The following is a 24,825-nucleotide window of genomic DNA, read 5'->3' as shown; positions in this document are numbered from 1 at the left end:
GCGAATACCTGTCCATCCATGAGCCTGCCTACCTATACCACCCTGTCCCTTACTCTGGAAAACCATGTTGCCCAGATCACGCTGAACCGACCCGACCGGGCCAATGCCATGAACGAGCCCATGTGGCGCGAGCTGCGCGATGCCATGCGCTGGCTCGATGGCGAGCCGGCTGCACGGGTGGCCGTGTTATCGGGAAACGGTGCCAACTTCTGCTCGGGCATAGACCTGGGCATGCTGATGGCCGTGCAGGGCCGCATACAGGACGACTGCCAGGGCAGGCAGGCGGAGAAGCTACGGCGCTTTATCCTGGACCTGCAGGATTGCCTGACCGCCATAGAGCACTGCAGCAAGCCGGTCATTGCCGCTGTCCACGGCAGTTGTGTGGGGGGCGGGCTGGATCTGATCGCCGCCTGCGATCTGCGCTACTGCTCGGCCGATGCCAGCTTCTGCCTGAAAGAGGTGGACCTGGGCATCGTGGCTGACGTGGGGGTGTTGCAGCGCCTGCCCAAGATCATAGGCGATGGCCGTACCCGCGAGCTGGCCTTCACCGCCCGTGAAGTCAGCGGCAAGGACGCCGCCAGGATGGGGCTGGTCAGCAACTGCCTGGCCGACCGGGCCAGCCTGCTGATGGAGGTGATGACGGTGGCCGAATCGATCGCTGCCAAGGCGCCGCTGACCACGCGTGGTATCAAGGACAACCTGAACTATGCGCGTGACCATACGGTGGCCGAAGGCCTGCGCTATGTGGCGACCTGGAATGCGGCCATGCTGATCTCGCGTGACCTGGAGGCAGCCGCTATGGCACATGTGATGAAGGAAAAGCCGACCTTCCGCGACTGAGCGGCGCAAGCGCCCGGTCAGCCTGGGCGCCTGTGTTTGCGGGGCGGGGAGGGGCGCGGGGTGCTATACCGAACTAGCGTCTCACCGGGTTTTGCCATGCCGCGCCTGCTATCTCTGTTTATCGCCCTGCTGCTGTTGGCAGCGCCTGCCATGGCAGCACCCGCGCCACTATTGGCCTGTGCTGCCGATGCCCAACTCCCGCCGTTTAGCTATAGCCAGCATAACCGCACCATAGGCATGGCCGTGGACTTGCTGGCACGCCTGCTGCAGGAGGCCGGCCTGCCTGCCGCCCAAGTGGAGATGCTGCCCTGGCGACGCTGCCTGGCCCTGGTGCAATCGGGGCGCTATGCCCTGGCGCTGAATGTGGCCACGGCCCAGGTCGACCCGGCGCCTTTTCTGGTGACCGAGCCCTATGTGCAGCTGAACAGCGTTTATCTCTACAGCAGCCGTTACTTCGCCAATGGCTTGCCGATCAGGCTGCTGGACGACTTGCATCGCTACCGGGTGTGCGGCCTGATGGGACACACCTTCGAGAGCTATGGCCTGGACAATGCCAAGGTGGATGTGGGGGCAGCCAATTATCCGCAGCTGATTGCCAAACTGCATGCCGGCCACTGTGATCTGTTTCTGGACAAGCGCGAGGTGATTGCCGCCTTGCATCTGGTCGATACCCGTCTGAAGGACATGCTGACAGATGGCAGCCTGCAGATCAGGCCGGTACCGGAAGAGGCGCCGGTAGGGCTGCACTTCCTGGTCAGCCGCCGCATCAAGCAGGCCGTGCCACTGCGCAATGCGCTGGATGCTGGCATACAGCGGCTGATACGCAACAAGGCCATGCAAGGCCTGCTGGCGCCCTACCAGGGGGCAGCCAAGCATTGAGGCGGGATACGGGCGCCGTGGCGCGGTAATGAAACAGGCCCGAATCACCGATTCGGGCCTGTTGCTTGGTAGGGCCAGCTTGCTATGAACGGGACGGTGGCCGCTGGCTCAGTGTTGCAGGATCTTGGACAGGAACAGCTGCGCCCGCTCGCCACGGGGGCTGCCGAAGAAGTCCTCCTTGGAGCAGTCTTCCTCTATCTTGCCCTTGTCCATGAAGATCACCCGGTTGGCCACCTTGCGGGCAAAGCCCATCTCATGGGTGACGCACATCATGGTCATGCCCTCGTGGGCCAGCTGCACCATCACGTCCAACACCTCGTTGACCATTTCCGGGTCCAGGGCCGAGGTGGGCTCGTCGAACAGCATGACGATGGGGTCCATGGCCAGGGCGCGGGCAATGGCGACGCGCTGTTGTTGGCCACCCGAGAGCTGGCCAGGGAACTTGGCGGCATGCGCCGACAAGCCTACCCGCTCCAGCAGCTTGGCACCCTTGGCAAGCGCTTCATCGCGGCTGCGACCCAGCACCTTTTGCTGGGCGATGGCCAGGTTGTCGGTGATGGTGAGGTGCGGGAACAGCTCGAAATGCTGGAACACCATGCCTACCCGCGAGCGCAGCTTGGGCAGATTGGTCTTGGGGTCGGCAATGGAGATGCCGTCGACCACGATGTCACCCTTCTGGAAGGGCTCCAGCGCGTTCACCGTCTTGATCAGGGTGGACTTGCCTGAGCCGGACGGGCCGCAAACCACCACGACCTCGCCCTTCTTGACCTCGGTGGTGCAATCGGTCAGCACCTGGAAGTTGCCGTACCACTTGGAAACGTTCTTGATGGAAATCATGGTATGAGTCCTCAATGCCTTAGCGTATCACTGCGATCGCGGTATGCAGGCGCTTGACCAGGCGCGACAGCACAAAGCTGATGGTGAAATAGATGACGGCGACGGTGACATACATCTCTACAGGTATGTAGTCGCGGTTGGCGATCTTGCTGGCGGCGCCCAGCAGATCGGTGGCGCCCACCACGTAGACCAGCGAGGTATCCTGGAACAGGATGATGGTCTGGGTCAGCAGTAGCGGCACCACGTTGCGGAAGGCCTGCGGCAGGATTACGTAGCGCATGTTCTGGGCATAGGTGAAACCCATGGCCTGGCCTGCCGATACCTGCCCGCGAGAGATGGACTGGATGCCAGCCCGGATGATCTCGCAGAAATAGGCCGCCTCGAAGATGGCGAAGGTGATGTAGGCCGACTTGTCTGCCCCCACCTGTACCCCGCTGATCAGTGGCACCAGGATGTAGAACCAGAAGATCACCAGCAGCAGCGGCACCGAGCGGAACAGGTTGACGTAGGCCGACGCCGCCAGGTTGAGTGGCTTGATGCTAGATAGGCGAGCCATGGCCAGCAGGGTGCCAAACACGATGCCAAAGAAGGTGGCAAACAGGGTCAGCGTGAGCGAGTACTTCAGCCCTTCGAGCAGGAAGTCCTTGGAATCGACAATGGCGGAGAAATTGAAGTCCATTACTTGCTTCCTCCGCTGATGTAGCCGGGCACCTGGGCGCGGCGCTCGATAAAGGCCATCAGGCGGTTCACCGAGAAGGCCATGATCAGGTAGATGACGCTGACCATGGTCATGACTTCAATCGGGTTGCCTGGGGCATATTCGCCGGTGATCTGCCGCATCTGGAAGGTCAGCTCGGTCACGCCTATGGCCAGCGCCACGGCCGAGTTCTTGAACACATTCATGAATTCGGAGGTCAGCGGCGGAATGACGATGCGGAAGGCCATGGGCAACAGCACGTAGCGATAGGTCTGCCCCAGGGTGAAGCCCAATGCCTGGCCGGCATAGCGCTGGCCGCGTGGCAGGGCCATGATGCCGGTGCGTACCTGCTCGGCCACCCGGGCGCTGGTGAACAGGCCCAGGCCGATCACGGCGGTGATGAATTCGGGCATGGGCATGTCCTGCTTCATCCAGGTGCCCATCTGCTCGGGCAATACCTCGGGCAGCACGAAAAACCACAGGAACAGCTGGACGATCAGCGGAATATTGCGGAACAGCTCCACATAGGCGGTGGCCAGGCCAGCCAGCCATTTGTTGGGCATGGTACGCACGGTACCTATCAGCGAACCCAGTATCAGGGCGATGACCCAGGCGCTGAGGGCGGTCGCAACCGTCCAGCCCAGGCCGGTTATCAGCCACTGGTAGTAGTACTCACCGGTGCCATATACCTCTTCGAGGATAATGCCCCAGTTCCATTGGTATTGACCCATGGGTAACTCCTTAAACACAGGGGGAGCATTACGCTCCCCTCGCAGCGGCCACACCGCAGGGTGCGGCCGCAGGCAATGCCATCAAGCAGGTGACAACGAGATCAAATACCGGCGTCGGTCGGGGTCTTGATGGCTTCCTTGAGCTTGTCGCTCATGGGCAGGTTGATATTGATGTTCTTCGGCGGAATCGGTGTCATGAACCACTTGTTGTAGATGGTATTGATCTGACCCGACTTGAAGATGGCGGCCAGGGTGTCGTCGGCAACCTTCTTGAACTGGGGGTCATCCTTGCGCAGCATGATGCCGTAGGGTTCGACCGACAGGGCAGGGCCGACGATGGCGAAGTCCTTGGGGTTGCGCGAGTTGGCGATCAGGCTGGCCAGCAGGATGTCATCCATCACGAAGGCGGCGGCGCGACCGGTATCCACCATCAGGAAGCTCTCGGCATGGTCCTTGCCGTAGACGTTCTTCACGTCGATGGCCTTACCCTGCTCGTTCTGCTTGATATAGCGGTCGGAGGTGGTGCCGGTGGTGGTCACCACGGGCTTGCCGTTCAGGTCGTCCAGCGTCTTGATGCCTGCGCTGGCCTTGGCGGCCATGCGTACGGCGGTGACATAGTAGGAGTAGCTGAAGCCGACCTGCTTCTGGCGTTCCTTGGAGTTGGTGGTGGAGCCGCATTCCATGTCTATGGTGCCATTGACCATCAGCGGGATGCGGGTCTGCGAGGTGACGGGCACCAGCTTGACCACCAGCGAAGGCTTGTTCAGCTTCTTCTTCACGGCAGCGACAACCTGATGGCAGAGGTCCATGGCATAGCCGACGGGTTTTTGCTTGTCATCCAGGTAGGAGAAGGGGATGGACGACTCGCGGTGGCCCACGGTGATGATGCCGGTATCGTTGATTTTCTTCAGCGTGCCGGTGAGCTCCTCGGCGTGTGCGCCGCCAGCAAGGACGGCTGCTACGGCGGCCGACAGGATCAGGGACTTCTGCATTGCGGTTTGCTCCTTTAGGGTTGTTCGATCATCGCACTTCACGAAAAGACTATAGCTGCTCCCGGCATGGCCTAGGCATCAATTCGTATCGGTTCCGTGGGTTTGTACTGCTGCGTGTCTTGCGACCTTGCAACATGCCGGCATACGCGAGCCTGCATCAGGGATGGCAGGCTGGCCTTGTGCTTCAGGACAGGTAAGTCCTTGAACCGTCATGGAGGGCTGCCGGTGGATACGGCGACTCGTCGGGATGGGCAAAGTGTAGCGGCCGGCATAGGCGCAACAAGCGGGGAATCCCTAATAATGGGGGGAAAGCAGGGAAAACCGCAGTAATCCGGTGGTTTTCAAGCCCTTTTCAGGCCCTTTTGTGTGGGCTACAGCCCACACAAAAGGGGGCTGGCCTGCTAGTCTGGCAGGGCGTTGGTCAGCCGCACGTAGTCGTGTACCGACAGGTTTTCCGCACGGTCGCCAGCATTTATGCCTGTGGCATCGAAAAGTGCGTCATCGACGATGCCCTTGAGGTTGTTGCGCAGGGTCTTGCGGCGTTGGGCGAAGGCCTGTGCCACCAGCTTCTCCAGTGCATCCAGATTGCGTACTGGCGTGGGGAAGGGGCGGGGAATCATGCGGACAATGGCCGAATCCACCTTGGGTGGCGGGAAGAAGGCTTCGGGCGGGACATCCAGCAGTTTTTCCATATGGAAGTGATACTGCAGCATGACCGAGAGCCGGCCGTAATCGGCGCAGGCGGGCTCGGCCACCATGCGTAGCACCACCTCGTTCTGCAGCATGAAATGGCAGTCGCTGATCAGGCTGGCATAGCTGGCCAGATGGAACAGCAAGGGCGTGGAGATGTTATAGGGCAGGTTGCCGACCAGGCGCACCTGGCGGCCAGATGCGATCTGTGCGGCCAACTGGCCAAAGTCAAACTTGAGTGCATCGGCATTGTGGATGACCAGCTTGCTTGGCGCGAAGCGGCCGGACAGCTTGGCGACGATGTCGCGGTCGATTTCCACGGCGTGCAATACGTCCAGCTTGGCCAGCAGGGGCTCGGTCAGCGCGGCTAGGCCGGGACCGATTTCTATCATGGCATCGGCCGGCTGCGGGTTGATACAGCTGACGATGTCGGATATCACGCCTTGGTCCTGCAGGAAATTCTGGCCAAAGCGCTTGCGGGGGATATGGGAGCTCATAGGCTGTATTGTAGGGCCGTCGGCCCTCTGTAGCTAAGCGCTACGAACAAAACCGTGCTGGCCTGGTGGTGCAAGCTAGGCGTACCCACCTGCCAGCTGCTGCGCGCTGGCCCATAGGGCTGAGTTGGAACATGGCCAGGCTCTTAGGCATTACGCCTGCCATGCACCGCCCAGGAAAAACCTGGCGGAAGGGGCGCGGGCTAGCCGGCCCTTTGGGCGTGTGCCTGGTTGCCGGCCAGTGTGATGGCCAGGTCTACGGCGGCGACCAGCGAACCGCCATCGGCGCGGCCGGTGCCTGCCAGGTCCAAGGCCGTGCCGTGGTCGACCGAGGTGCGTATCAACGGCAAGCCCAGGGTGAGATTGATGCCCTGGCCGAAGGTGGCATGCTTGAGCACGGGCAAGCCCTGGTCGTGGTACATGGCCAGTACGGCATCACCCTGTGCCAGCACCGGTGGGTTGAACAGGGTGTCGGCCGGTAGCGGGCCGATCAGGCGCATGCCTTCGCGACGCAGGCTGTCCAATACGGGAATGAGGGTGTCGAGTTCCTCTCGGCCCAGGTGGCCGCCCTCGCCGGCGTGCGGGTTGAGGCCCGCCACCAGTATGGTGGGCTGGGCCAGGCCGAACTTGTGCTGCAGATCGGCATGCAGGATGCGCAGGGTCTGGGTCAGACTGGCCTGGGTAATGGCATCGGCCACCTCGCGCAGCGGCAGATGGGTGGTCGCCAGGGCCACGCGCAAGGCATAGCCGGGTTTGACGGCATCGCAGCGGCCTGCCAGCAGCATCACCACCTGAGGGGTGTCGGTCAGTTCGGCCAGGTATTCGGTATGGCCGGTAAAGCGGCCATAGCCGGCATCGCGGATGATGCCCTTGTGCAAGGGGGCGGTCACCATGGCGGCAAATTCGCCCGACTGGCAACCCGCCACGGCCCGGTCCAGCAGGGCCAGCACCTGTGGGGCGTTGGCCTGGTCAAGCTGGCCTGCCACACAGGGGGCAGGCAGGGGAATATGCAGCACTTCCAGGCTGCCCGGTGCGGGCGGGGTCTCCGGCGCGTAGTCTACCAACTGCACGCTACTGCCGGTCTGGCGCGCACGCGCCTGCAATAACGGCTTGTCACCCAGCAGTATCAGCCTGGCGGCGTGCTGGCCGGGCTGGAGTGCGGTACAGAGTTCCGGGCCTATGCCGGCTGGCTCGCCAACGGTGATGGCGATGCGTGGCGTACTCATGCGGGGGTGTCCTCGGGCTCGTGCCCAGGGTAGATGCGGTAGCACGGCAGGTCGGCGTCCGGTTCGTCCCAGTCTGCGCGGGCGTCGCAGAATACATGGTGCGCTGGTCGGCTAGCGGTCGGGCTGTCCAGGCTGCCCATGCAGATCACCACGATCTCGGGCCTGTCGGTACGGCGTATCTGCAGTTGGGAGCCGCACTGGCGGCAGAAGTACTTGCGTCGGCGGGGCGAGGACGCATACTCGGTCAGCAGGGCGGTGCCGGCCAGCCAGCGGAAATCGGCTGCAGCCGCCACGGCATTGCTGGAGTAGGCCGTGCCGTGGGCCTTGCGGCACATGCCGCAGTGGCAGAGATCGATGGGCGACAGCGGCCCATCTATCTGGTAACGGACACCGCCACAGAGGCAGCTGCCTAGTAGCGGTGCCGCTGTCATGCTTACTTGTCGTCCAGGCGGATTTCCACAAAGGCCTGGTCGCGCTGCTGGCGTGACCAGTCTTCATACTGCTCGTCCGACTTGCGCTCGCGCAGTTCCATCCGCACGCGGGTACGGCGTTTGTCCTGGGTCACATCCTGGTCGCGGCGTTCCATCACCTGTATCAGGTGCCAGCCGAAGGGCGAGCGCACTGCCTGCGACAGCTCGCCAGGCTGGAGTGCATTCATGGCCTGCTCGAACTCGGGTACGGTATCGCCGGGCGAGATCCAGTCCAGGTCGCCACCCTTCTGGGCCGAGCCATCCTCGGAATGCAGCTTGGCCTGTTCCTCAAAGGCGGCGCCGTTGACGATGCGCTCGCGCAGCTCCTGGATACGGTTCTTGGCGTCGGTATCCGAGGTCAGTTCGTTGACCTTGACCAGGATATGGCGGGTATGGGTCTGCTTGATGATTTCCTTGCCATCACGCTGGCGTTTTTCCTGCAGCTTGACCAGGTGGAAACCGGCCGGGCTACGCAGCACCTGGGTTACGCCACCGGCTTCCAGCTTGTTCAGCGCTTCCAGGAACAACGGCGGCAGACGGCCGGCCGAGCGCCAGCCCAGCTCGCCACCGCTGAGGGCATCGCCCGCATCGGAGAAGGCTGCTGCCACTTCGGCAAACGGCTTGCCAGCCGCCAGTTGGCGGGCGGCTTCGGCAGCACGCTGGCCCTTGGTGTTGACCACGTCCTGGCCCGAGCCTTCGGGAATGGCGACCAGAATGTGCGACAGCCGGTATTCCAGCTCGGCCTTGGCCTGATCCGGGTTGGCCGCCAGATATTGGTCTATCTCGGCATCGGTGACGTAGATGCGGTTATCCACTTCACGCTCGCGCAGACGCTGTATCTGCATGTCCTGGCGTATCTGCTCGCGGAAGGCCGGGTAGCTGGTGCCTTCCTTTTCCAGTGCGGCCTTGAACTGGGACAGATTGAGCTGGTTCTGGCCGGCTATCCGTTCCATGGTCTGGTCGAGTTGGCGCTCATCCACCCGTATGCCGGTATCGGCGGCGTAGTCGGACAGCACCTTCTCGTTGACCAGCCTATCCAGCACCTGGCGCCGCAGTACGTCCTCGGCGGGGAGGGCGATCTTCTGCCGCTGCAGGTTGGCAGTCACACTGCGTACCCGGGTGTTGAGCTCGTATTCGGTGATGACGGTTTTGTTCACCACCGCCACGATGCGATCCAGCGTCAGAGGGTCGGCGGCATGGGCCGTGGCCAGCAGGCTGGCGGCAAGCAGGGCGGCGGCAAGGCGGGACAAGGTAGCGGTCATGGTCAGTTCAACTTGGTGTAGCCGGGAATGCTCTCTTTGAGCGTTTGCAGCGGATTGGAGCCGAGTCGACCTACATCGTTCAGTTCCAGCTGTAGGAAGAAGGGGCTGCTGGTCTGGTTGCCCGAGGTGACGAAGCGTTGCGACACCATGCGGAATACCCAGCAGCCGCCATTGTATTCGAGGCCGAGCAAGCGCTCCAAAGAACGCTTGTCGCGGATGGACCAGTTCTGTCGAGCGACCACGTGCCAGCGGGCGCTGACCGGCCATTGGGCCGACAGGTCTATCTGCTTGATATCGGTCAGGCGATCAAGCCGGTAGCGCAGATTGAGCAGCTTGCCGGCCTCGGGCTGGTAGCGCAGGTTGAGCGCAGCCTTGCGGGTCTGGTGGCCGTTGCCGTCGGTCTGCACGGCGCCATCCATCCACCAGTGATCAAAGGGCTGGCCGCCGGCGGTGGCGATCAGGTCGGAGGCGCTGGTGTCCTGGCTGCGTGCCGCTTCGTTCAGCGTGACCCGCTGACGGTCGAAATAGAAGCGCTGGCCCACGGCCACGCGGGCACGCTCTATACCGCTATCGGCCTCGAACAGGCGCGAGGTCAGTGCCAGGGTCAGCTGATTGGCATCGTTGATGCGGTCGCTGCCGGTGTACTGGTTCTCGCTGAACATCTGGGCGAAATTGAAGTCGGCCACGCCCGAGTCGAAATTGGGGAAGGCCGACTGATCACGGTGCGGTATGCGCACATAGTAGGCCCGTGGCTCCAGCGACTGCACCATGTCCTTGCCGAAGAACTGGCCTTCGCGGTCGAAATACAGGCCGGAATCCACACTGAAGATGGGCAGGTTACGGCTGAGGCTGCGGCCATCGTCCAGCTTGTAATGGCTCAGATGCAGGCCGACCTTGGGTGTGACAAAGCCCCAGGCCTGCTCCATGGGCATGCTCAGGCTGGGATAGGCCACTACCCGCTCGCCGGTCAGCTGGGTGGGGTGATGGAAGGAGACGGCTTCGCCATTCAGATCCAGCCGGAACGGCGCCGGCAGGGCGGGCTGATAGTTCACGGTCAGTTGCGGCAGGCGGGCATAGGGCACGGCCACCGGGTTGGTGGGGTCCTGCAGCGTCTGGTAGCGCTGCATGCGCAGTACCGCGCCGAAGTTGCCATGGCTGTAGCTTAGATAGCCTTCACGCGGCAGAAAGGTCTGCGATGCCACGGCGATACGGTCGCCGAAGTCTGCGAAATAGCGGTCGTCGGTGGTTTTCTGCAGGTTGAGGCCGGCACGCAGGCCGGGCGCCAGCCCTTGATCGTGCTGCAGGCGGAAGGCGCTGCGGCTGCTGCCGTACACCCTGTCCTTCAGTATGGTCTCGACCGTCAACTGGCCGGTCATGTCCTGGCCCAGGTAGCGGAACTCATTGTTGAACATCAGCCCGCGCTTGCTGATCAGCCGCGGGGCGATGGTGGCGTCCATATTGGGCGCAATGTTCCAGTAGTACGGTACGATCAGCTCAAAGCCGCCCGAACCGCTGGAGCCGATGGACGGCGACAGGAAGCCGGACTTGCGCGAGCCATCCAGGCTGAAATCCAGATAGGGGGAGTACAGCAGCGGTACGCCCTTGAATTCGATGGTGCTGTTGAGGGCCACACCGACATTGCGGGTGTAATCCAGCTCCAGCTCGCGGGCGCGGATGAACCAGTCATCCTGGCCGACTTGGCAGGTGGTGAAGCGGGCCTTGTTGAGGCGGTATTTGTCCTTGCCCTCGAACAGCAGCTTGACGGCATCGCCACGTCCCTGCCGTTGTCCCAGCCGGTAACGGGGGGCATCCAGCTCGCCGGTACGGGTGTCTTCCTTCAGATACAGCTCGCCGCCTTCCAGCAGATCGCCCTGCTGGCTGAGACGGGTCTGGTCGCCAGCGCGGATTTCGCGGGTGGTCTCGAACAGCTTGAGCCACTGCGCCTCGATGCGGCGGCCATCCCTGTCCAGCGCCACGTTACCGCTGGCGCGCGCTTCGGTATTGCCAGTACCTTCTATCTTGTCGGCCTGCAGCACGGTAGGGCCGGCGACTTCTTCGGCATGGGCTGCAAGGGCCGTACAGAGGGCCAGGGCGAGGGGGAGCGGAGAGAAACGCGGCATGTGACGCAGGGAGGGAGCCTGATAGGAAGTGCGCTAAAATCGCATACTTTCCCGCTTCGCACAAACTCGCCCCATGGATCGAATCAATACGCTGCGTCAGTGGCTACATACTCAACTGCCTGGTGACCATAGCCTGTCGGACCCAATAGGCGATGCCAGCAGCCGGCGTTATTTCCGGGTTTTGCTGGCTGACGGCAGTAGCCGCATGGTGATGGACGCCCCACCGGACCGCAACGACCTGACACCCTTTGTGCAGATAGCTGCCCTGCTGCAACCTGCCTTGCGGGTGCCACGGGTGCTGGCGCAGGATCTTGAGCAAGGCTTTCTGCTGCTGGATGACCTGGGCGAGGTCGACCTGCAGATGGCCTTGGCCGCCACCGATGAAGCCGGCGCCGAGGTGCTGTATCGCTGGGTGATTGCCAGCCTGGTTGCCCTGCAGCGTGATGTGCCGGTTGCCAACCTGCCCAACTACAGCGCCGAGATCATGGTGGAAGACCTCAACCGCTTTGCCGAGTGGTATGCCGACCGTCATCTGGGCAAGCCGCTGGCTGGCGAGGACCTGGCCATCTGGGAGCGCAGCCGCTCGCTGCTGGTGGCGCGCGCCCAGATGCAGGGCAAGGTCGCCATCCATTTCGATTTCCATAGCCGCAACTTGATCGTCACCGGCAGCCGCCAGACCGGGCTGGATGAGCGGGTAGGGGTGATCGACTTCCAGGATGCCCGCGTCGGCCCCATCTGCTATGACCTGGCTTCGCTGCTGAAGGACATGTACGTGCAGTGGCCCGAGGATTTCCGGCTGGATCTGGCTGTGCGCTATTGGGAGGCGGCACGCCAGGCCGGCTTGCCGGTGCCGGCCGCATTTGACGATTTCTATGCCCAGTTCGAGATCATGGGCGTGTTTCGCCAGATACGGACGCTGGGCACTTTTGCCCGGTTGGCTCACCGCGACGGCAAGCCGCGTTATATAGACGACATGCCGGTGGCCGTGGCCTATCTGCGTGAAACCTGCGCCCGTTATACCGAGCTGCATCCGCTGTACAAGCTGCTCAACAAGCTGACTGATTTTGTACCGGGCGTGGGCTACACCTTTTGATCGCCCGCCAGCCGTTTGCGGCATGGCGGGGTGATGGCGGGCTGGGCGGGGCCACCCCACCCCCAACCACATAGGCGCTGCCTATGTTCCAGCCCACCTCCTGGTGCCGGCTTGAACCTGCAGGCCGCGGTTCTGTCCCTGTCTGTTCTGCGTAGTATGCTGCGAGCACAGTTGAACAAGGCGCTGCCCGGGTGAAGCGGGTGGCATGATCTAGCAACAAGCCATCGATAGGATTTGCCATGAGCTACCCCCAGGCTGCAAGCGGCCCCGTGCTGTACGATTTCCGGTCCGATACGGTTACCCGGCCGTCCGATGCCATGCGTGCAGCCATGGTGGCGGCGCCGGTAGGCGATGATGTTTGGGGCGATGACCCCACGGTGCAGCGGCTGGAGGCCTATTGCGCTGAGCTGCTGGGCTTTGAGGCAGGGCTGTTCGTGCCCAGCGGCACCCAGTCCAACCTGATAGGCCTGATGGTGCATTGCCAGCGCGGTGATGAATACCTGGTGGGCCAGGACGCCCATACCTACAAGTATGAGGGCGGGGGCGCCGCCGTGCTGGGCAGCATACAGCCGCAGCCTATAGAGAACCTGGCCGATGGCAGCCTGCCGCTGGAGAAGCTGAAGCGGGCCGTGAAGCCCGACGACGCCCACTTTGCCCGCACCCGCCTGCTGGCGCTGGAGAACACCATAGGCGGCAAGGTATTACCGGCCAGCTATGTCCGCATGGTGACAGACTGGGCCCACGGCCTGGGCCTGGCTACCCATCTGGATGGCGCCCGCCTGTGGAACGCCGCCGTGGCCAGCCAGGTTGCGCCGGCCGATATCGCCAGTGGCTTCGATTCGGTCTCGGTCTGCCTGTCCAAGGGGCTGGGGGCACCGGTGGGTTCGGTGCTGCTGGGCAAGCGTGATTTCATCCAGGCGGGCCGCCGTTGGCGCAAGATGCTGGGTGGTGGCATGCGCCAGTCCGGCATGCTGGCCGCCGCCGGCCTGTATGCGCTGGAACGCAATCTGGCCCGGCTGGCCGATGACCACGCCAATGCGGCCCTGCTGGCAGAAGGCTTGCGCAAGCTGCCGGGGCTGACGGTGGAGACCCAGACCAATATGGTGTTCGTACAGCTGGAGCCGGGCATGGCCCAGGGCTTCAGTACCTATCTGGCGGAGCAGGGCTTGCTGGTCAGCAGCGTGGGCACGGCCCAGCGCTGGGTAACCCACCTCGATGTGGATGCCCAGGCCGTTGCGGCGGCCCTGGCGATTGCCACCCGCTATTTCGAGGGGCGCTGAGATGCGGGCGATGATCCTGGCCGCAGGCAGGGGCGAGCGCATGCGGCCCTTGACCGACACCACGCCCAAACCCTTGCTGGAAGTGGGTGGCCTGCCCTTGATAGGCTGGCATTTGCGGCGCCTTGCCGCTGCGGGCATCCACGAGGTGGTGATCAACCATGCCTGGCTCGGCCGGCAGATAGAAACAACCCTGGGTGACGGCAGCGATTGGGGGGTAAAGATCCATTACTCGCCAGAGCCTATCCCTTTGGAAACCGCCGGCGGTATCGCCCAGGCATTGCCCTTGCTGGGTGATGCACCCTTCCTGGTGGTCAATGGCGATGTCTATACCGATTATCCGTTTGCCCAGTTGCAGCCACTGGCGCAGCAGTTGGCAGAGGCAGGCGGGGCACGTGCCCATCTGGTGCTGGTGCCCAAGCCTGATTACAAGACGGGCTTTGATCTGGCGCTGCAACCGGATGGCAAACTGCTACCCCATGCAGACGGCCTGCAGCCACTGACGTTCAGCGGCATGGCGCTGTACACCCCGGCGTTCTTCGCCGACGTCCCCAGGGGGCAGCCGGGCCCCTTGCTACCCTGGTTTCTGACGGGCATGGCCGAGGGCCGCATCAGCGGGGAGTGCTATGCAGGGCAATGGCTGGATGTGGGGACGGTAGAGCGGCTGGAGGCGGCCCGCGCCGCTTGTCGGGTGTCCTGATAGCCTGCCGGACAAGCGCCTAGTCTGGGAGCTGGATGCCACTTGCGGCATCCGGGAGAACATCATGCGCTTGCTGATTGTTGCGGCCATGGCCGCCCTGCTGACGGGCTGTGCGACCCACACCGACTATGAGTATGTGGTGGATGCCAAGTATGTGGATGCGGTGAATCGTGGAGCCCGTATCGGTGGTGGCCAGGTTCATTGGGTGCACTATCCCACCATACGCCAGCCGGTAGCGCAGCAGCCGGCTTCCTGACTGATTGCGGCACACCTGGCCGGCTGCACCTCGCCGGCCGCACCTCGCCGGCCGCACTTGGCCGACGGGGCTATGCCGGGCTGGGCGGGTGGCGTTTGTCCAGCAAGGCCCATAGCAGGGTTGTTGTGATCAGCAGTGCCAGGCCGCCCAACAGGGTGGCGTAGGCTGTGCTTGTGTCCAGATTCCAGTGATGCTCCAGGCTGTGCAGGGCAAAGCCAGCGCCGGCCTGCACGCCAAATGCCACCACAAAGATCAGCAGATTGACCGAGGTGTTGGCACGGCCGGCCAGCGCAATGGGAAAGCGTGCCGTCAATACGGCATAGCAAAGGCTGCCCCCCATGCCGGTGAGGGCGTAGGCCGCGGTCAGCCAGGCTGCCGGCAGGGCCGGGTTGGTGGCCAGCAGCAGCAGGGTCAGCACATGCAGGCCACAGGCCGCCCCATAAACGCTCAGCGGCGCAACGCCATGGCGTGCCAGCCGGGTTGCGACCTGCCCCCAGCCCAGCGCGCCTACCGCACCCGCCACCATCATCCAGAACAGTGCCTGGGTCACATCCGCCTCGTTCAACAGACGCACATGGCGTAGCCATTGGCCTACCCACAGGCCCTGCATGGCCATGTGCGAGCCCAGCGCGATGGAGGCCACGGTGGCCAGGCTCCAGAATTCGCGCGCACGGAACACCCGCCAGGTTCCCGCCAGATTTTGGCCCAGGGTTTCGGCCGGGCCGGCCTGCGGCTTGTCGGGGTAGCACCACCACAGCAGCAGGCTGGCCGCCAGACCCACGGCAGCTGCGGCCATAAAGGCGCCGGGTATGCCGGCCACCCCGACCAGCCAGGCGATGGGCACGGTGGAGGCCACTGCACCCAGCAAGCCCCACACATGGACCCAGGCATTCATGGCAGGCAGATGGTGCAGGTCGAACCATTGGGCGTTGGATTTGATCGCTGTCATCAAGGCGCCCGATACACCCAGGCCTATCAGGGCGCGGGCCAGGAGTAGGGTGGATTCGGCACGCCCCAGGGCAAACAGGCCGCAGCCGGCTACGGCGACCAGCAGCAGCAGGGCGTTGACCCGGCGCGGGCCGTAACGGTCGATGGCGATGCCGATGGGGAGCTGGGCAGCCGCGAAACTGAGAAAGTAGGCAGCTGTCATCAAGCCCAACGCAGCCTCGCTGATGCCCAGTTCGGCGATCAGCTTGGGGGCGATGGCGGCATTGACTGTGCGCAGCCCGTAGGAAAAGAAATAGCCCAGGGCAAAGGGGGCGATCAGGCGCAGGGTAGATGGCATGGCGGGCATGGGGGAATTTTGCCCCAGGGCGGCGTGGCCCGGTTTTATATCGTGCGCTGGCCGGCTAGCGGTGGACCATCAGCTGGTAGTCGCTATCGTGCAAAGCCGGATGGTCTGGCGTGGGTTTGTCGAGGTAATAGCCTTGCACCATGTCCACGCCAAACTCCACCAGCATCCTGAGGGTTTCCTCGTTCTCGACGAACTCGGCCACCGTCTGCTTGCCCATGTCACGGGCGATGGCGGCCATGCCTTTGACGAAAACCTGGCTGTCGTGATCGCGTGGCAGATCGCGGATGAACAGGCCGTCTATCTTCAGCACATGGGCCTTGAGGTGCTTGAGATAGGCGAAGGAGGAGAAGCCCGCGCCGAAATCATCCAGGCAGACGGTACAGCCGGTGGCGCGCAAAGCCTCGATAAAGCGCTGCGCATCGCGCATATCGCTGACGGCAGCCGTTTCGGTCAGTTCCACCATCAGGCGCTCAGGCCTGACCTCATACTCCTGCAGCAAGTCGTTGATATAGCTGGGCAGGCTGGTTTCGTCGAAGCTGCGGCCGGAGATATTGACCGCCACCGGCGGCATATGGGGATTGCGGGCCAGCAACCGTATGCTCTGGCCTATGACCCAGCGGTCTATATCAAGTATCTTGCCGCTCTTCTCGGCGTGGGGAATGAAGTGGCCGGGCGGAATGATCTGGCCGGGGTTGTTGCTGTCCTTCATGCGGACCAGCGCCTCCAGGTGGGCCACCTCCAGCGTCCTGGCTTCGTAGATGCCCTGGAAGTACAGCACCAAGCCATCATGCTCCAGCGCCTGCTGGATACGTTCGTTCCAGGTCAGGCGGTTCACCATCTCGCGGCTGGCATCGCGCTCGGCCTGGTACATGCGCCAGGTGGCTTTGCCGGCGGACTTGGCCTGGTACATGGCGGTATCGGCGTGTGCCACCAGGTCTTCGGCATTCTCGGCATGCTGTGGATACATAGCCACGCCCAGGCTGGAGGACAGCCGCAGGGGCTGGTTGTCCACATTCAGCTGTATGCCCGACACCGTCTGCACGATGCGGCCTGCCAGATGGCTGACTTCCACTTCGTTGCCGTTGGGCACCAGGATGGCGAATTCATCTCCGCCCAGGCGGGCGAAGAACTCATTGCGCCGCACCTGGCCCGATATCTCCTGCGCCACCCGCTTGAGCAGTTCGTCCCCGGCGCCGTGGCCAAAGGTATCGTTGACGTACTTGAACTCGTCCAGGTCGAAATACAGCACGGCCAGGGTATCCTGGCTGCGTTCCGCCTCGGCCAGCATGCGGGTCAGCTGCTCCTGGAAGGCATGGCGGTTATACAGGCCAGTCAGGGCATCGCGTTCCGCCAGGAACACCATGCGCTCGTTCAGGAAATGCTCCTGCGTGACATCCTCGTACACCCAGAGCCGGCCGGTGAAGATGCCCGTCTCGTCCCGCACGGTATAGCAGTGCTGGGTGACGATACGGCCATCGTTCATGGTCAGGTCGCCGGGATAGACATCCATGGCCGCCATGGCCTCGCTGGCCTCAAGGTGGGTGCCGAAATCATAGTTGGCCGGCCGGTTCAGCGCTGTTTGCAGCACCTGGCCTATGGGCTTGTCGATGATGGGGGTGCTGTCGTCTATCAGCCAGAGCGTCTTGAAGGCGGGGTTGTGGAATACCACCAGGTTATCGTTATCGACGAACAGCACGCCAAAGCGCATGGCTGACAGCAGTGCCGTCAGCCTGGCGCGCTCGCCTTCGGCGCGCGATAGATAAGTCTGGTTCAGCGATTGGGACTGCTGCAGCTCGTAGACGGCGCGCTTGAGTGCCAGGCGGTCTTCCTTGAACTGGCTGTTGTCGTTGATGGAGGCCCGTATGCCCCGGTAGTTGGCCTGGGCATCATAGATGGGCTGCCAGCTCATGGCGGCCCAGAAGGTCTTGCCATCGCGGCGCATGGCACGGAATTCGAAATCCTGGCCGGCAGTGCCTTGCAAGGCCTGTTGCACGGCGGTGCCCAGCTTGCCACGCTCCTCCAGTGCGGCCAGGGGTACCGGGAAGTTCAACATGTCCATGCATTCGCGCACGGTATAGCCAGTGAGTCGGGTGACCGAGGCGTTGACCCATACCAGCTTGCCTTCCGGGTCCAGCCAGAGTTCCACCCCATAGGTGTAGTCGGCGATGGCGAGGAATTTCTCCTCGCTCTGCTTCAGTGCATCCAGCCGCTCCTGTATGCCAGTCGACATCTGGTTGAAGCGCTGGGCCAGCTGACTGACCTCGTCATCCCCTTCCACCAGTATGCGCTCGGGCGTGCCTGCCGCCGTCTGCCGCTCTGCCGCATCAATCAGATGGTAGAGCCGGCGGGTCAGCCAAAAGCCGATCAAGGCCAACAGCAGGGCGGAAACGACGGCGCCCACCACCACCACCGAGGCGATCTGCCAGACGATGCGATCGACCGATTCGCGCAGCAGCTCGGTCGAGAGGCCGAAACGCAGCAGGCCATATTGCTGGCCAGCCAATTCTATGGGTGTGCTGGCATGTACGATGGGGGGGATATCGCGGCCATCATTCAGCAACTTGAGGTCGTCCGGTGGCGGCAGCGGTGTGCCGCTGCCCGGTTCGGCATCCCAACCCCGCTTGGCGACGACCTTGCCCTGGCGGTCGAACAGCACCAGATAATCAATGCCCTCGGGGGTGCGTACCCCGTCCAGCAGTTCGGCTGCCGGGGCGTAGTCCAGCGAGGCCATGGGGGGCGCCAGTGCGGCATTGAGCAGGCGAGCCAGCTCCTGTACCCGTACATCGGTGGCCCTGAGTACCATGTCGGACCAGACACGATTGACGTTGGTGAGCAGTACGCCGAGCACGGCGAACTGCACCAGCAAGATGGCCAGCACCAGTCTGGCCCGGAGGGTACGGAAAAACGGAACCTGCATGCTTACTCGGCTTTCAGTCGGCGCTTGAGTTCGACCACAAAGGGCTCTACCTGATTCAGCTCCCCTTCCTTGACGGGATCGGCACCGGCGAAACCTATCTTGCCGGCAAAGCTTTCGCCGTGTTCGCGTGAGTTGACAAAGTTGGCCAGGGTGTCGGCATAGCGTTTACGTGTGGCGGCTTCCAGCCGGGTACTGATCAATACCACCATATGCGGAAGCGTACGGGTTTCGGCCAGCACCCTTAGCTTGTCGCGGATATCGGCTGGCATATTGGCAAAGGCGGTCTTGTTGACGATGGCGGCCTGGGCATCGTTGCGTATCACGGCCATGGCAGCAGCATTGTGGAAATCGTAATAGCGCAGGGCGGGCTTGAGGCTCTGCTTGCGCAACCATTCCTCGCCCAGCATGGCGGTGGCGGTGAGGGGGTCGGGCATGGCTACAGTGACCTCGCCCAGCTCACTGACCTGCCGGATGCTGCCTTCACGCTGCACCACCACCAGGCCTATCAGCTTGCTGCGGCCTATCAGGGTCGGCACGTAGGCGGCCAGTTGCTCGGCATAGCGGGCGGTATGGGGGCCGATGACGACAATATCGAACTCTTGCGCCTCCATGCGGCGGACGAACTGGCGGTAGTCTGGCGCAGTCAGCAGCACCACCGGCTGGCCCAGGCTAGTCTGCACGGCATCGCGTAGCGGCTGGAAGCTGGAAATCAGCAGGCGTGGGGTGAAATAGGGCTCCAGCCCTATGCTGATTTCCTTACCCGCGGCATGGGTAAAAAAACTGCTGGCGATGATGGCGCATAGGCAAAGCCACCTGTACATGGATTGTCTCCCTGGGCTTGTGCGCGGCGCAGGGGAGGCCGGGCCAGGGGCCCCTGCGCAGCAATGCCGATTAGAACAAGCCTAGCAGATGCTCGGCCGCCACGGAGGCCTATCAAGCGGGCCGGCATGGCCACCAGCGCAATGGGGAGAGGGCAATCCCTTGCCTGGCTTGCCTTGCGCCGGATGCGGGGAAAATCAGACAGTATCCGACCAGGGCTTGTTCAGCCCTGGCACGGGCAGAGGCAATCAGGGGGGGCGGTCTGTGGATCATACTGGGGTGACGGCCGGTGCCAGGGTTGCCCTGGCACTGGCTCCAGCCGTCATCTCCCTGCAAGGGCTTGCGATACTGCTTGGTGCGCTCACAGTGCCTTGATAAACACCTTGGAGCGGCGCTGCCAGTTGTACATGGCCTTTTTCTTCATGGGCAGCACCTCCACATCGGCCAGCTTGAAGCCACGTTCCACGAACCAGTGGGCGGTACGGGTGGTCAGTACGAACAACTGCTTGAGCTTGAGCCGGCGGGCTTCGCGTTCCACATGCTTCATCAGCTGTTCACCGCGCCCACCGTCACGGTAGTCGGGGTGGACCGCCAGGCCGGCCAGTTCGGCGATATCGCTGTCCTCGAACGTATAGAGTGCTACCGAGCCTATGATCTTGCGGTCATGCTCGAGTACGGCAAAGCGCTCGATTTCGCGCTCCAGCAACTCGCGGCTGCGCTTGACCAGCACACCCTGCTCCTCCAGGGGTTCGATCAGCGCCAGAATGCCGCCGACGTCGTCGATGGTGGCGCGCCGCAGGGTCTCCAGCGGCTCGCGCGAGATCATGGTGCCTATGCCTTCATGGGTGAACAGCTCGGTCAGCAGTCCGCCGTCCAGGTGGCGCGAGATCAGGTGGGCGCGCGCCACGCCGTGTCGCACGGCACGGATGCAGCAGGGCAGGTAGAAGTCGATATCGTCGGTGACGCGTATTTCTTCGCGCACAAAGCGCTCGGCCTCGGCAGCTGTCAGCTCATTGTGCAGGTGGCCGTTTTCGTCGACCACGCCTGGCTGGTCCAGCAGGAAAATCAGCTTGTCGGCCTGCAGCGCCACGGCTGCCGTGGTGGCGACGTCTTCCAGCGTCAGGTTGAACGCCTCGCCGGTGGGGGAGTAGCCGACCGGTGACAGCAAGATGGTCTCGCCGAACTCCAGTCGGTCACGCATGGCGGCGACGTCGAGCTTGCGCACCTCGCCGCTGTATTGCATGTCTTCGCCCTCGCGCACGCCCATGGGCTGGGCGGTAACGAAGTTGCCGCCGGCCACCCGGATATCGGCATTGGCCATGGGCGAGTTGGCCAGGCCCATGGATAGCCCGGCCTCGATCTCGAAACGTACCTGGCCTATGGCCTGCAGGACGGCGGAGATGGATTCACGCTCTGTAATGCGTATGCCCTGCTCGAAGCGGCAGGGCAGGCCGCCTTCCTGTAGCCGGGCATTGATCTGGGGGCGGGCGCCATGCACCAATACCAGGTTGACCCCCAGGCTGACCAGGGTGTTGAGGTCATGCGCCAGGCTGACGAAATCACCATCGCGTACCAGATCGCCGCCGAAGGCCACCACAAAGGTGCGATTGCGAAAGGCATGGATATAGGGGGCCGCCTGGCGAAACCAGAAGACGAATTCGGGGGAGCCGATATCGGGCATGGGGTAAGCGCTCCGGCGCAACGAGGGCGGGGTAGGGACGGGGCCAAGAGTAACAAAAAAGCCCGTGATCCACGGGCTTTATGGGGCATGATTTGTGCACTTGCAACAAGGGGAAACCCTCGTCAGGCCGGGCTGGCGGCATGTTCCTGCTGCCATCGCACAAAGGCGTCGGCCGGCATGGGCTTGCCGAACACATAACCTTGTATGCGATCACAGCCCATGCGGGCCAGAATAGCCACGGTAGGCTGGTCCTCCACGCCTTCTGCCACCACCTTGAGCCCCAGCCTGTGGCCCAGGTCTATGGTGGACTGCACGATCTGGGCGTCGCCGTCGTTGTGCGCCAACTCGATCACAAAGGCCCGGTCTATCTTGAGCTCGGTCACCGGCAGCCGGCGGATATAGGCCAGCGAGGAATAGCCGGTACCGTAGTCGTCTATGGCCAGCGACAAGCCCAGGGCGCGCAGCCTGTTCAGCACATCGAGGGCGCGGCCGGGGTCTTCCATCAGGCCGCTTTCGGTGATCTCCAGGCACAGATACTGCGCCGGCATGGCATGCTGCGCCAGCAGGGCAGCCACCTGGTCAGGCAGGCCGGGGTCCAGCAGGTCGCGGGTGGACAGGTTGACTGATATCTTGATGGGGTGGCCAGCCGCCACCCATTGGCCGGCCTGGGCGATGGCATGGGCCAGTACCCAGCGGGTGACCTCCCGGATATAGCCGGTCTGTTCGGCAAAGGGGATGAACTCACCAGGCGGGATAAAGCCCTTGTCGGGGTGTATCCAGCGTACCAGCGCCTCGGCTTCATCCGCGCGGCCATCGGCCAGGCTGACCTTGGGTTGGTAGTAGAGGGTCAGCTCGTTGCGTTCCACCGCCTGCTGCAGGTCGCCCAGCAAGGACAGGTGCTCCTCGCGGAAGCTCTGCATGCCGGGGTCGTACAGCATCTGTGGCTCGCCGCTGCGCTTGGCGCGGTACATGGCCATGTCGGCACAGCGCAGCAGGTCCGTGGCGTTCTGCCCATGCTCGGGGAAGCCCGCCGCGCCCATGCCGGCCCGCACGTCCAGGGTGCGGCCACCCAGCTCGAAGCGACGGTCAAAGGTGCGGTGTATGCGCTCCAGCGTGGACAGCGACTGCCCAACCTGCACACCGGGCAGCAGTACGGCGTATTCATCGCCTGACAGCCGCGCCACCTGGTCTTCAAAGCGCACCGCCTCGCGCAGGCGCTCGCCGACCAAGGCCAGTACCCGGTCGCCGGTAGGATGGCCCAGGGTGTCGTTGATTTGCTGGAAGCGGTCGAGATTGATCAGCAATACCGTCAGGCTGTCGTCATGCTCGCGGGCGCGGGCGATGGCTTCGTCCAGCAGCTGGTTGAAGCGCACGCGGTTGGGCAGGCCGGTCAGCGGGTCCTGGAAGGCCAGCTTGGTGATCTCGGCTTCACGCTCGGCGATGGCGGTTTGCATATGGGCCAGGCTGCCGGCCAGCTGCGCAATTTCACGGGTGTCCTGGGTGGCCAGGGTCTGCTGGTAATCACCCTGCTGTATCCGCTCCGCCACCCCGGCCAGGTCGCGCAAGGGGCCGGTGATGCGGCTGGCGATGCGTATGCCGGCAAGCAGGAAGACCACAATGGCCACCAGCGCCAAGACCACCAGGGTGCCCTGCAAGGCATAGAAAGGAGCCATGGCTTCCTTCAGCGAGCGGGCCAGCAGGGCATGGATGGGGCCTTCCGGCGTATCGGCCAGCTTGGCCAGGCGGATTTCATAGTCTTCCTCTTCCAGCGCCAGGCGGCCGGCCATCTGCCGGTCGCTGAGGGTGCCGTTGAGGGCAATGCGTTGGGCCGGCGGCAGGGTGGAGGCCAGCAGGTTCCAGCCGCCCTGGTTGCGGCCCAGAAAAGACACCTGCAGGCCCGCCAGGGCTTTCAGGTCGGCGGCGATCTCGTCGTTGATCTCGAAGCCCATGGTGACCCAGCCGATGACGATGGGGGCCCTAACCGGCACCACCACCAACTGGTAGAGCTTGCCATCTATGCGCTCTATACCGCTGGCACCGCCCCGTTCGCCGGCCTTGGCCAGCAAGTCCACAAAGGGATAGGACTTGCCCACCCGTTCGGGTTTGACGGTATCGGCCTGTATGGTGTTGTCGAGCCGGGACAGCATGACCAGGTCAGCCTTGATGCGGCCACCATGGTTGGCCAGGGCAGAGGCGATGGTATCGGTATCACCGGTGCCTATGGCCTGGCGGAAGCCGTAGTCGGTGGCCAGGGCGCTGACCGCCTGGGTCAGCTGTTGGCCCTGCTGCTCCAGCAGGCGGCGGAAGATGCGCTCGCCGGTGACCAGCTCATGGGCGGCGTTCTGGCGCGAGATACGCAGATTGGCCACGCTGACCAGCACAAAGGTGGCGACCAGTACCAGAGCCAGCAGGCTGGTAAAGAAGACAACGATGCGGGAAGTCAGGCTGCGTATGCGCACGGCGGGTCGTGGGTTCAGTAGTTATGGTTGCCAGAGGCAGGCGGTGGCGTCAGCTTGAGCCTGAATGCAAAGGCGCTTGCTGCCCCGCTGCCCAGCTTGATCTTCTGTGCCGGTGCGGCGCTGGCCTGGTAGGGATGCCAGACCTTGAGCTCATACTCGCCGGCTGGCAATTCTCCCAGCCTGGCCATGCCACGGGCGTCTGTCTTGTCGAACCAGGGGGTATCGACAATCAGCAGATAGCTGACCATCCAGTCGTGGATATTGCAGCCCAGCACCACCTGGCCTGGTTTGTCGAACACCACAGGCGAGGAGGGCGTGCCCGAATAGAGCTTGAGATCGAAGGGCTTGGGGGCGGAGAAAGAATAGATGTTGTGGCGGATATTGTCCTTGTTGGGGAAGCTGATCGCCGTGCCCACCTGCACCACATTCACCAGCGGCACGAATTCCTTGTCCACCTGGTCGATGATATGGCTGAGCTTGCCCTTGGGCGCCTTGGCCGAGAGAGGCTCGGCATAGACCACCACCTCGTCCAGCGGCTTGCCGGCGGCATCCAGCACCTGAACCTCCACCGGTACGGCCAGCGCGCAGATACTGGACAGTACCACCAACAGCCGGGGCAAGCGGGCGTGCCTCATTGTTTTGCCTCCACCACGTCCCGCTTCATGGGTGCCAACAGCGCCAGCAAGGCGTTCTTGTCGGCTTGCGCTACCTGGCGGGCGTCCAGTACTGCCCGCAGGTGACCTACCATGCCGTAGAACTCCGCCTCGGTGATGTGCAGGCCAGCATGCGATTGCTTCATCGACTCACCCGAGTATCGGCAGGGGCCGCCGCTGACTTGGCACAGCTGCTCTGCCACCAGGGTCTTGAGCCGCTTCATGTTGACCTTGGCGAAGCTGCGCCGGGTTTGGGGATCGCTGGCGGTCTTGTCCAGGGTGTCGGCCGCGATGGCGGCGACACCGGCTTCGCCGCCCAGCCTGTCATACAGGGTGTCGGCCGAAACCGGCAGGGCAAGGGCGGCGATGAGGCTAGGCAGGGCAGGGATCAGGCGCATGCAGCACTCCATGGCGGGATGGCCTACAAAGTATAGACCG

At 63.3% G+C, this 24,825-nt stretch carries 22 protein-coding genes; 6 read left to right on the top strand and 16 right to left on the bottom strand.

Annotation, left to right across the window (positions count from 1 at the left end; translation table 11 throughout):
- The first annotated feature begins 18 nt into the window (after positions 1-18).
- A complete protein-coding gene (locus V7714_RS08395) occupies positions 19-840 on the top strand; it encodes a crotonase/enoyl-CoA hydratase family protein (protein WP_335709312.1) in 822 nt (273 codons plus the stop codon).
- A gap of 96 nt (positions 841-936) precedes the next feature.
- On the top strand, positions 937-1,719 hold the full coding sequence (locus V7714_RS08390; RefSeq protein ID WP_335709311.1) for a substrate-binding periplasmic protein: 783 nt from the start codon (positions 937-939) through the stop codon (positions 1,717-1,719).
- 108 nt (positions 1,720-1,827) lie between these two features.
- Here the strand turns inward: V7714_RS08390 and V7714_RS08385 are convergent, their stop codons facing one another.
- The 9 genes from V7714_RS08385 to V7714_RS08345 all read right to left on the bottom strand — a co-directional run bounded on the left by V7714_RS08385 (position 1,828) and on the right by V7714_RS08345 (position 11,238).
- Entirely contained in the window at positions 1,828-2,556 is a 729-nt protein-coding gene (locus tag V7714_RS08385) for an amino acid ABC transporter ATP-binding protein (protein WP_335709310.1), read from the bottom strand.
- Between the two features lie 19 nt (positions 2,557-2,575).
- A complete protein-coding gene (locus tag V7714_RS08380; protein WP_335709309.1) occupies positions 2,576-3,235 on the bottom strand; it encodes an amino acid ABC transporter permease in 660 nt (219 codons plus the stop codon).
- Positions 3,235-3,984, bottom strand: a complete 750-nt coding sequence (locus V7714_RS08375; protein WP_335709308.1) for an amino acid ABC transporter permease — start codon at positions 3,982-3,984, stop codon at positions 3,235-3,237. Before V7714_RS08375 ends, V7714_RS08380 begins: the two co-directional genes overlap by 1 nt.
- Before the next feature lie 101 nt (positions 3,985-4,085).
- On the bottom strand, positions 4,086-4,976 hold the full coding sequence (locus V7714_RS08370; protein WP_335709307.1) for a transporter substrate-binding domain-containing protein: 891 nt from the start codon (positions 4,974-4,976) through the stop codon (positions 4,086-4,088).
- A 401-nt stretch (positions 4,977-5,377) separates the two neighbouring features.
- On the bottom strand, positions 5,378-6,163 hold the full coding sequence (rsmA, locus tag V7714_RS08365) for a 16S rRNA (adenine(1518)-N(6)/adenine(1519)-N(6))-dimethyltransferase RsmA (protein ID WP_335709306.1): 786 nt from the start codon (positions 6,161-6,163) through the stop codon (positions 5,378-5,380).
- 200 nt (positions 6,164-6,363) lie between these two features.
- Complete coding sequence (gene pdxA, locus V7714_RS08360; RefSeq protein ID WP_335709305.1) at positions 6,364-7,386, bottom strand: 4-hydroxythreonine-4-phosphate dehydrogenase PdxA; 1,023 nt, start codon at positions 7,384-7,386, stop codon at positions 6,364-6,366.
- Positions 7,383-7,817 carry a GFA family protein gene (locus tag V7714_RS08355; RefSeq protein ID WP_335709304.1) on the bottom strand — a complete coding sequence of 145 codons (435 nt, stop codon included), beginning with the start codon at positions 7,815-7,817 and terminating at the stop codon, positions 7,383-7,385. Before V7714_RS08355 ends, pdxA begins: the two co-directional genes overlap by 4 nt.
- A 2-nt stretch (positions 7,818-7,819) precedes the next feature.
- Positions 7,820-9,118, bottom strand: a complete 1,299-nt coding sequence (locus tag V7714_RS08350) for a peptidylprolyl isomerase (protein WP_335709303.1) — start codon at positions 9,116-9,118, stop codon at positions 7,820-7,822.
- A gap of 2 nt (positions 9,119-9,120) precedes the next feature.
- Positions 9,121-11,238, bottom strand: coding sequence for an LPS-assembly protein LptD (locus tag V7714_RS08345; RefSeq protein ID WP_335709302.1), 2,118 nt, complete (start codon positions 11,236-11,238; stop codon positions 9,121-9,123).
- A 73-nt stretch (positions 11,239-11,311) separates the two neighbouring features.
- Here V7714_RS08345 and V7714_RS08340 point away from each other — a divergent pair, with 73 nt between their 5' ends.
- The 4 genes from V7714_RS08340 (at position 11,312) to V7714_RS08325 (ending at position 14,564) form a co-directional block, all read left to right on the top strand.
- Positions 11,312-12,331 carry an aminoglycoside phosphotransferase family protein gene (locus V7714_RS08340; protein ID WP_335709301.1) on the top strand — a complete coding sequence of 340 codons (1,020 nt, stop codon included), beginning with the start codon at positions 11,312-11,314 and terminating at the stop codon, positions 12,329-12,331.
- Between the two features lie 239 nt (positions 12,332-12,570).
- Positions 12,571-13,611: a low-specificity L-threonine aldolase gene (gene ltaE, locus V7714_RS08335; protein ID WP_335709300.1), complete on the top strand. Its 1,041-nt coding sequence runs from the start codon at positions 12,571-12,573 to the stop codon at positions 13,609-13,611.
- Between the two features lies 1 nt (position 13,612).
- Entirely contained in the window at positions 13,613-14,308 is a 696-nt protein-coding gene (gene murU, locus V7714_RS08330; RefSeq protein WP_335709299.1) for an N-acetylmuramate alpha-1-phosphate uridylyltransferase MurU, read from the top strand.
- A 64-nt stretch (positions 14,309-14,372) separates the two neighbouring features.
- The gene (locus V7714_RS08325; protein ID WP_284195250.1) at positions 14,373-14,564 is read left to right on the top strand and encodes a hypothetical protein; all 192 of its coding nucleotides are present in this window, start codon (positions 14,373-14,375) and stop codon (positions 14,562-14,564) included.
- Between the two features lie 70 nt (positions 14,565-14,634).
- Here V7714_RS08325 and V7714_RS08320 read toward each other — a convergent pair whose 3' ends face one another.
- The 7 genes from V7714_RS08320 to V7714_RS08290 form a co-directional block, all read right to left on the bottom strand.
- Positions 14,635-15,858, bottom strand: coding sequence for an MFS transporter (locus V7714_RS08320; protein ID WP_335709298.1), 1,224 nt, complete (start codon positions 15,856-15,858; stop codon positions 14,635-14,637).
- Positions 15,859-15,913: 55 nt separating this feature from the next.
- Positions 15,914-18,775: an EAL domain-containing protein gene (locus tag V7714_RS08315; RefSeq protein ID WP_335709297.1), complete on the bottom strand. Its 2,862-nt coding sequence runs from the start codon at positions 18,773-18,775 to the stop codon at positions 15,914-15,916.
- Positions 18,776-18,777: 2 nt separating this feature from the next.
- Positions 18,778-19,596: a phosphate/phosphite/phosphonate ABC transporter substrate-binding protein gene (locus V7714_RS08310; RefSeq protein WP_335709296.1), complete on the bottom strand. Its 819-nt coding sequence runs from the start codon at positions 19,594-19,596 to the stop codon at positions 18,778-18,780.
- 359 nt (positions 19,597-19,955) lie between these two features.
- Positions 19,956-21,275, bottom strand: a complete 1,320-nt coding sequence (argA, locus tag V7714_RS08305) for an amino-acid N-acetyltransferase (protein ID WP_284195246.1) — start codon at positions 21,273-21,275, stop codon at positions 19,956-19,958.
- Between the two features lie 122 nt (positions 21,276-21,397).
- On the bottom strand, positions 21,398-23,734 hold the full coding sequence (locus tag V7714_RS08300) for a bifunctional diguanylate cyclase/phosphodiesterase (protein ID WP_335709295.1): 2,337 nt from the start codon (positions 23,732-23,734) through the stop codon (positions 21,398-21,400).
- Between the two features lie 14 nt (positions 23,735-23,748).
- Positions 23,749-24,369: a methylamine utilization protein gene (locus V7714_RS08295; RefSeq protein ID WP_335709294.1), complete on the bottom strand. Its 621-nt coding sequence runs from the start codon at positions 24,367-24,369 to the stop codon at positions 23,749-23,751.
- Positions 24,366-24,785, bottom strand: coding sequence for a group I truncated hemoglobin (locus tag V7714_RS08290; RefSeq protein ID WP_335709293.1), 420 nt, complete (start codon positions 24,783-24,785; stop codon positions 24,366-24,368). Before V7714_RS08290 ends, V7714_RS08295 begins: the two co-directional genes overlap by 4 nt.
- Between the last annotated feature and the right edge of the window lie 40 nt (positions 24,786-24,825).

This window comes from Chitinimonas sp. JJ19 (genome assembly GCF_036961565.1).
GTDB lineage: Bacteria > Pseudomonadota > Gammaproteobacteria > Burkholderiales > Chitinimonadaceae > Chitinimonas.
The sequence above is the reverse complement of the archived record's forward strand: the minus strand, read 5'-3'. Positions and strand labels throughout refer to the sequence as shown.

Coding starts and splice junctions, on each gene's coding strand:
- V7714_RS08395 (WP_335709312.1), top strand. CDS start 19: ATGAGCCTGCCTACCTATACCACCCTGTCCCTTACTCTGGAAAACCAT.
- V7714_RS08390 (WP_335709311.1), top strand. CDS start 937: ATGCCGCGCCTGCTATCTCTGTTTATCGCCCTGCTGCTGTTGGCAGCG.
- V7714_RS08385 (WP_335709310.1), bottom strand. CDS start 2,556: ATGATTTCCATCAAGAACGTTTCCAAGTGGTACGGCAACTTCCAGGTG.
- V7714_RS08380 (WP_335709309.1), bottom strand. CDS start 3,235: ATGGACTTCAATTTCTCCGCCATTGTCGATTCCAAGGACTTCCTGCTC.
- V7714_RS08375 (WP_335709308.1), bottom strand. CDS start 3,984: ATGGGTCAATACCAATGGAACTGGGGCATTATCCTCGAAGAGGTATAT.
- V7714_RS08370 (WP_335709307.1), bottom strand. CDS start 4,976: ATGCAGAAGTCCCTGATCCTGTCGGCCGCCGTAGCAGCCGTCCTTGCT.
- rsmA (WP_335709306.1), bottom strand. CDS start 6,163: ATGAGCTCCCATATCCCCCGCAAGCGCTTTGGCCAGAATTTCCTGCAG.
- pdxA (WP_335709305.1), bottom strand. CDS start 7,386: ATGAGTACGCCACGCATCGCCATCACCGTTGGCGAGCCAGCCGGCATA.
- V7714_RS08355 (WP_335709304.1), bottom strand. CDS start 7,817: ATGACAGCGGCACCGCTACTAGGCAGCTGCCTCTGTGGCGGTGTCCGT.
- V7714_RS08350 (WP_335709303.1), bottom strand. CDS start 9,118: ATGACCGCTACCTTGTCCCGCCTTGCCGCCGCCCTGCTTGCCGCCAGC.
- V7714_RS08345 (WP_335709302.1), bottom strand. CDS start 11,238: ATGCCGCGTTTCTCTCCGCTCCCCCTCGCCCTGGCCCTCTGTACGGCC.
- V7714_RS08340 (WP_335709301.1), top strand. CDS start 11,312: ATGGATCGAATCAATACGCTGCGTCAGTGGCTACATACTCAACTGCCT.
- ltaE (WP_335709300.1), top strand. CDS start 12,571: ATGAGCTACCCCCAGGCTGCAAGCGGCCCCGTGCTGTACGATTTCCGG.
- murU (WP_335709299.1), top strand. CDS start 13,613: ATGCGGGCGATGATCCTGGCCGCAGGCAGGGGCGAGCGCATGCGGCCC.
- V7714_RS08325 (WP_284195250.1), top strand. CDS start 14,373: ATGCGCTTGCTGATTGTTGCGGCCATGGCCGCCCTGCTGACGGGCTGT.
- V7714_RS08320 (WP_335709298.1), bottom strand. CDS start 15,858: ATGCCCGCCATGCCATCTACCCTGCGCCTGATCGCCCCCTTTGCCCTG.
- V7714_RS08315 (WP_335709297.1), bottom strand. CDS start 18,775: ATGCAGGTTCCGTTTTTCCGTACCCTCCGGGCCAGACTGGTGCTGGCC.
- V7714_RS08310 (WP_335709296.1), bottom strand. CDS start 19,596: ATGTACAGGTGGCTTTGCCTATGCGCCATCATCGCCAGCAGTTTTTTT.
- argA (WP_284195246.1), bottom strand. CDS start 21,275: ATGCCCGATATCGGCTCCCCCGAATTCGTCTTCTGGTTTCGCCAGGCG.
- V7714_RS08295 (WP_335709294.1), bottom strand. CDS start 24,369: ATGAGGCACGCCCGCTTGCCCCGGCTGTTGGTGGTACTGTCCAGTATC.
- V7714_RS08290 (WP_335709293.1), bottom strand. CDS start 24,785: ATGCGCCTGATCCCTGCCCTGCCTAGCCTCATCGCCGCCCTTGCCCTG.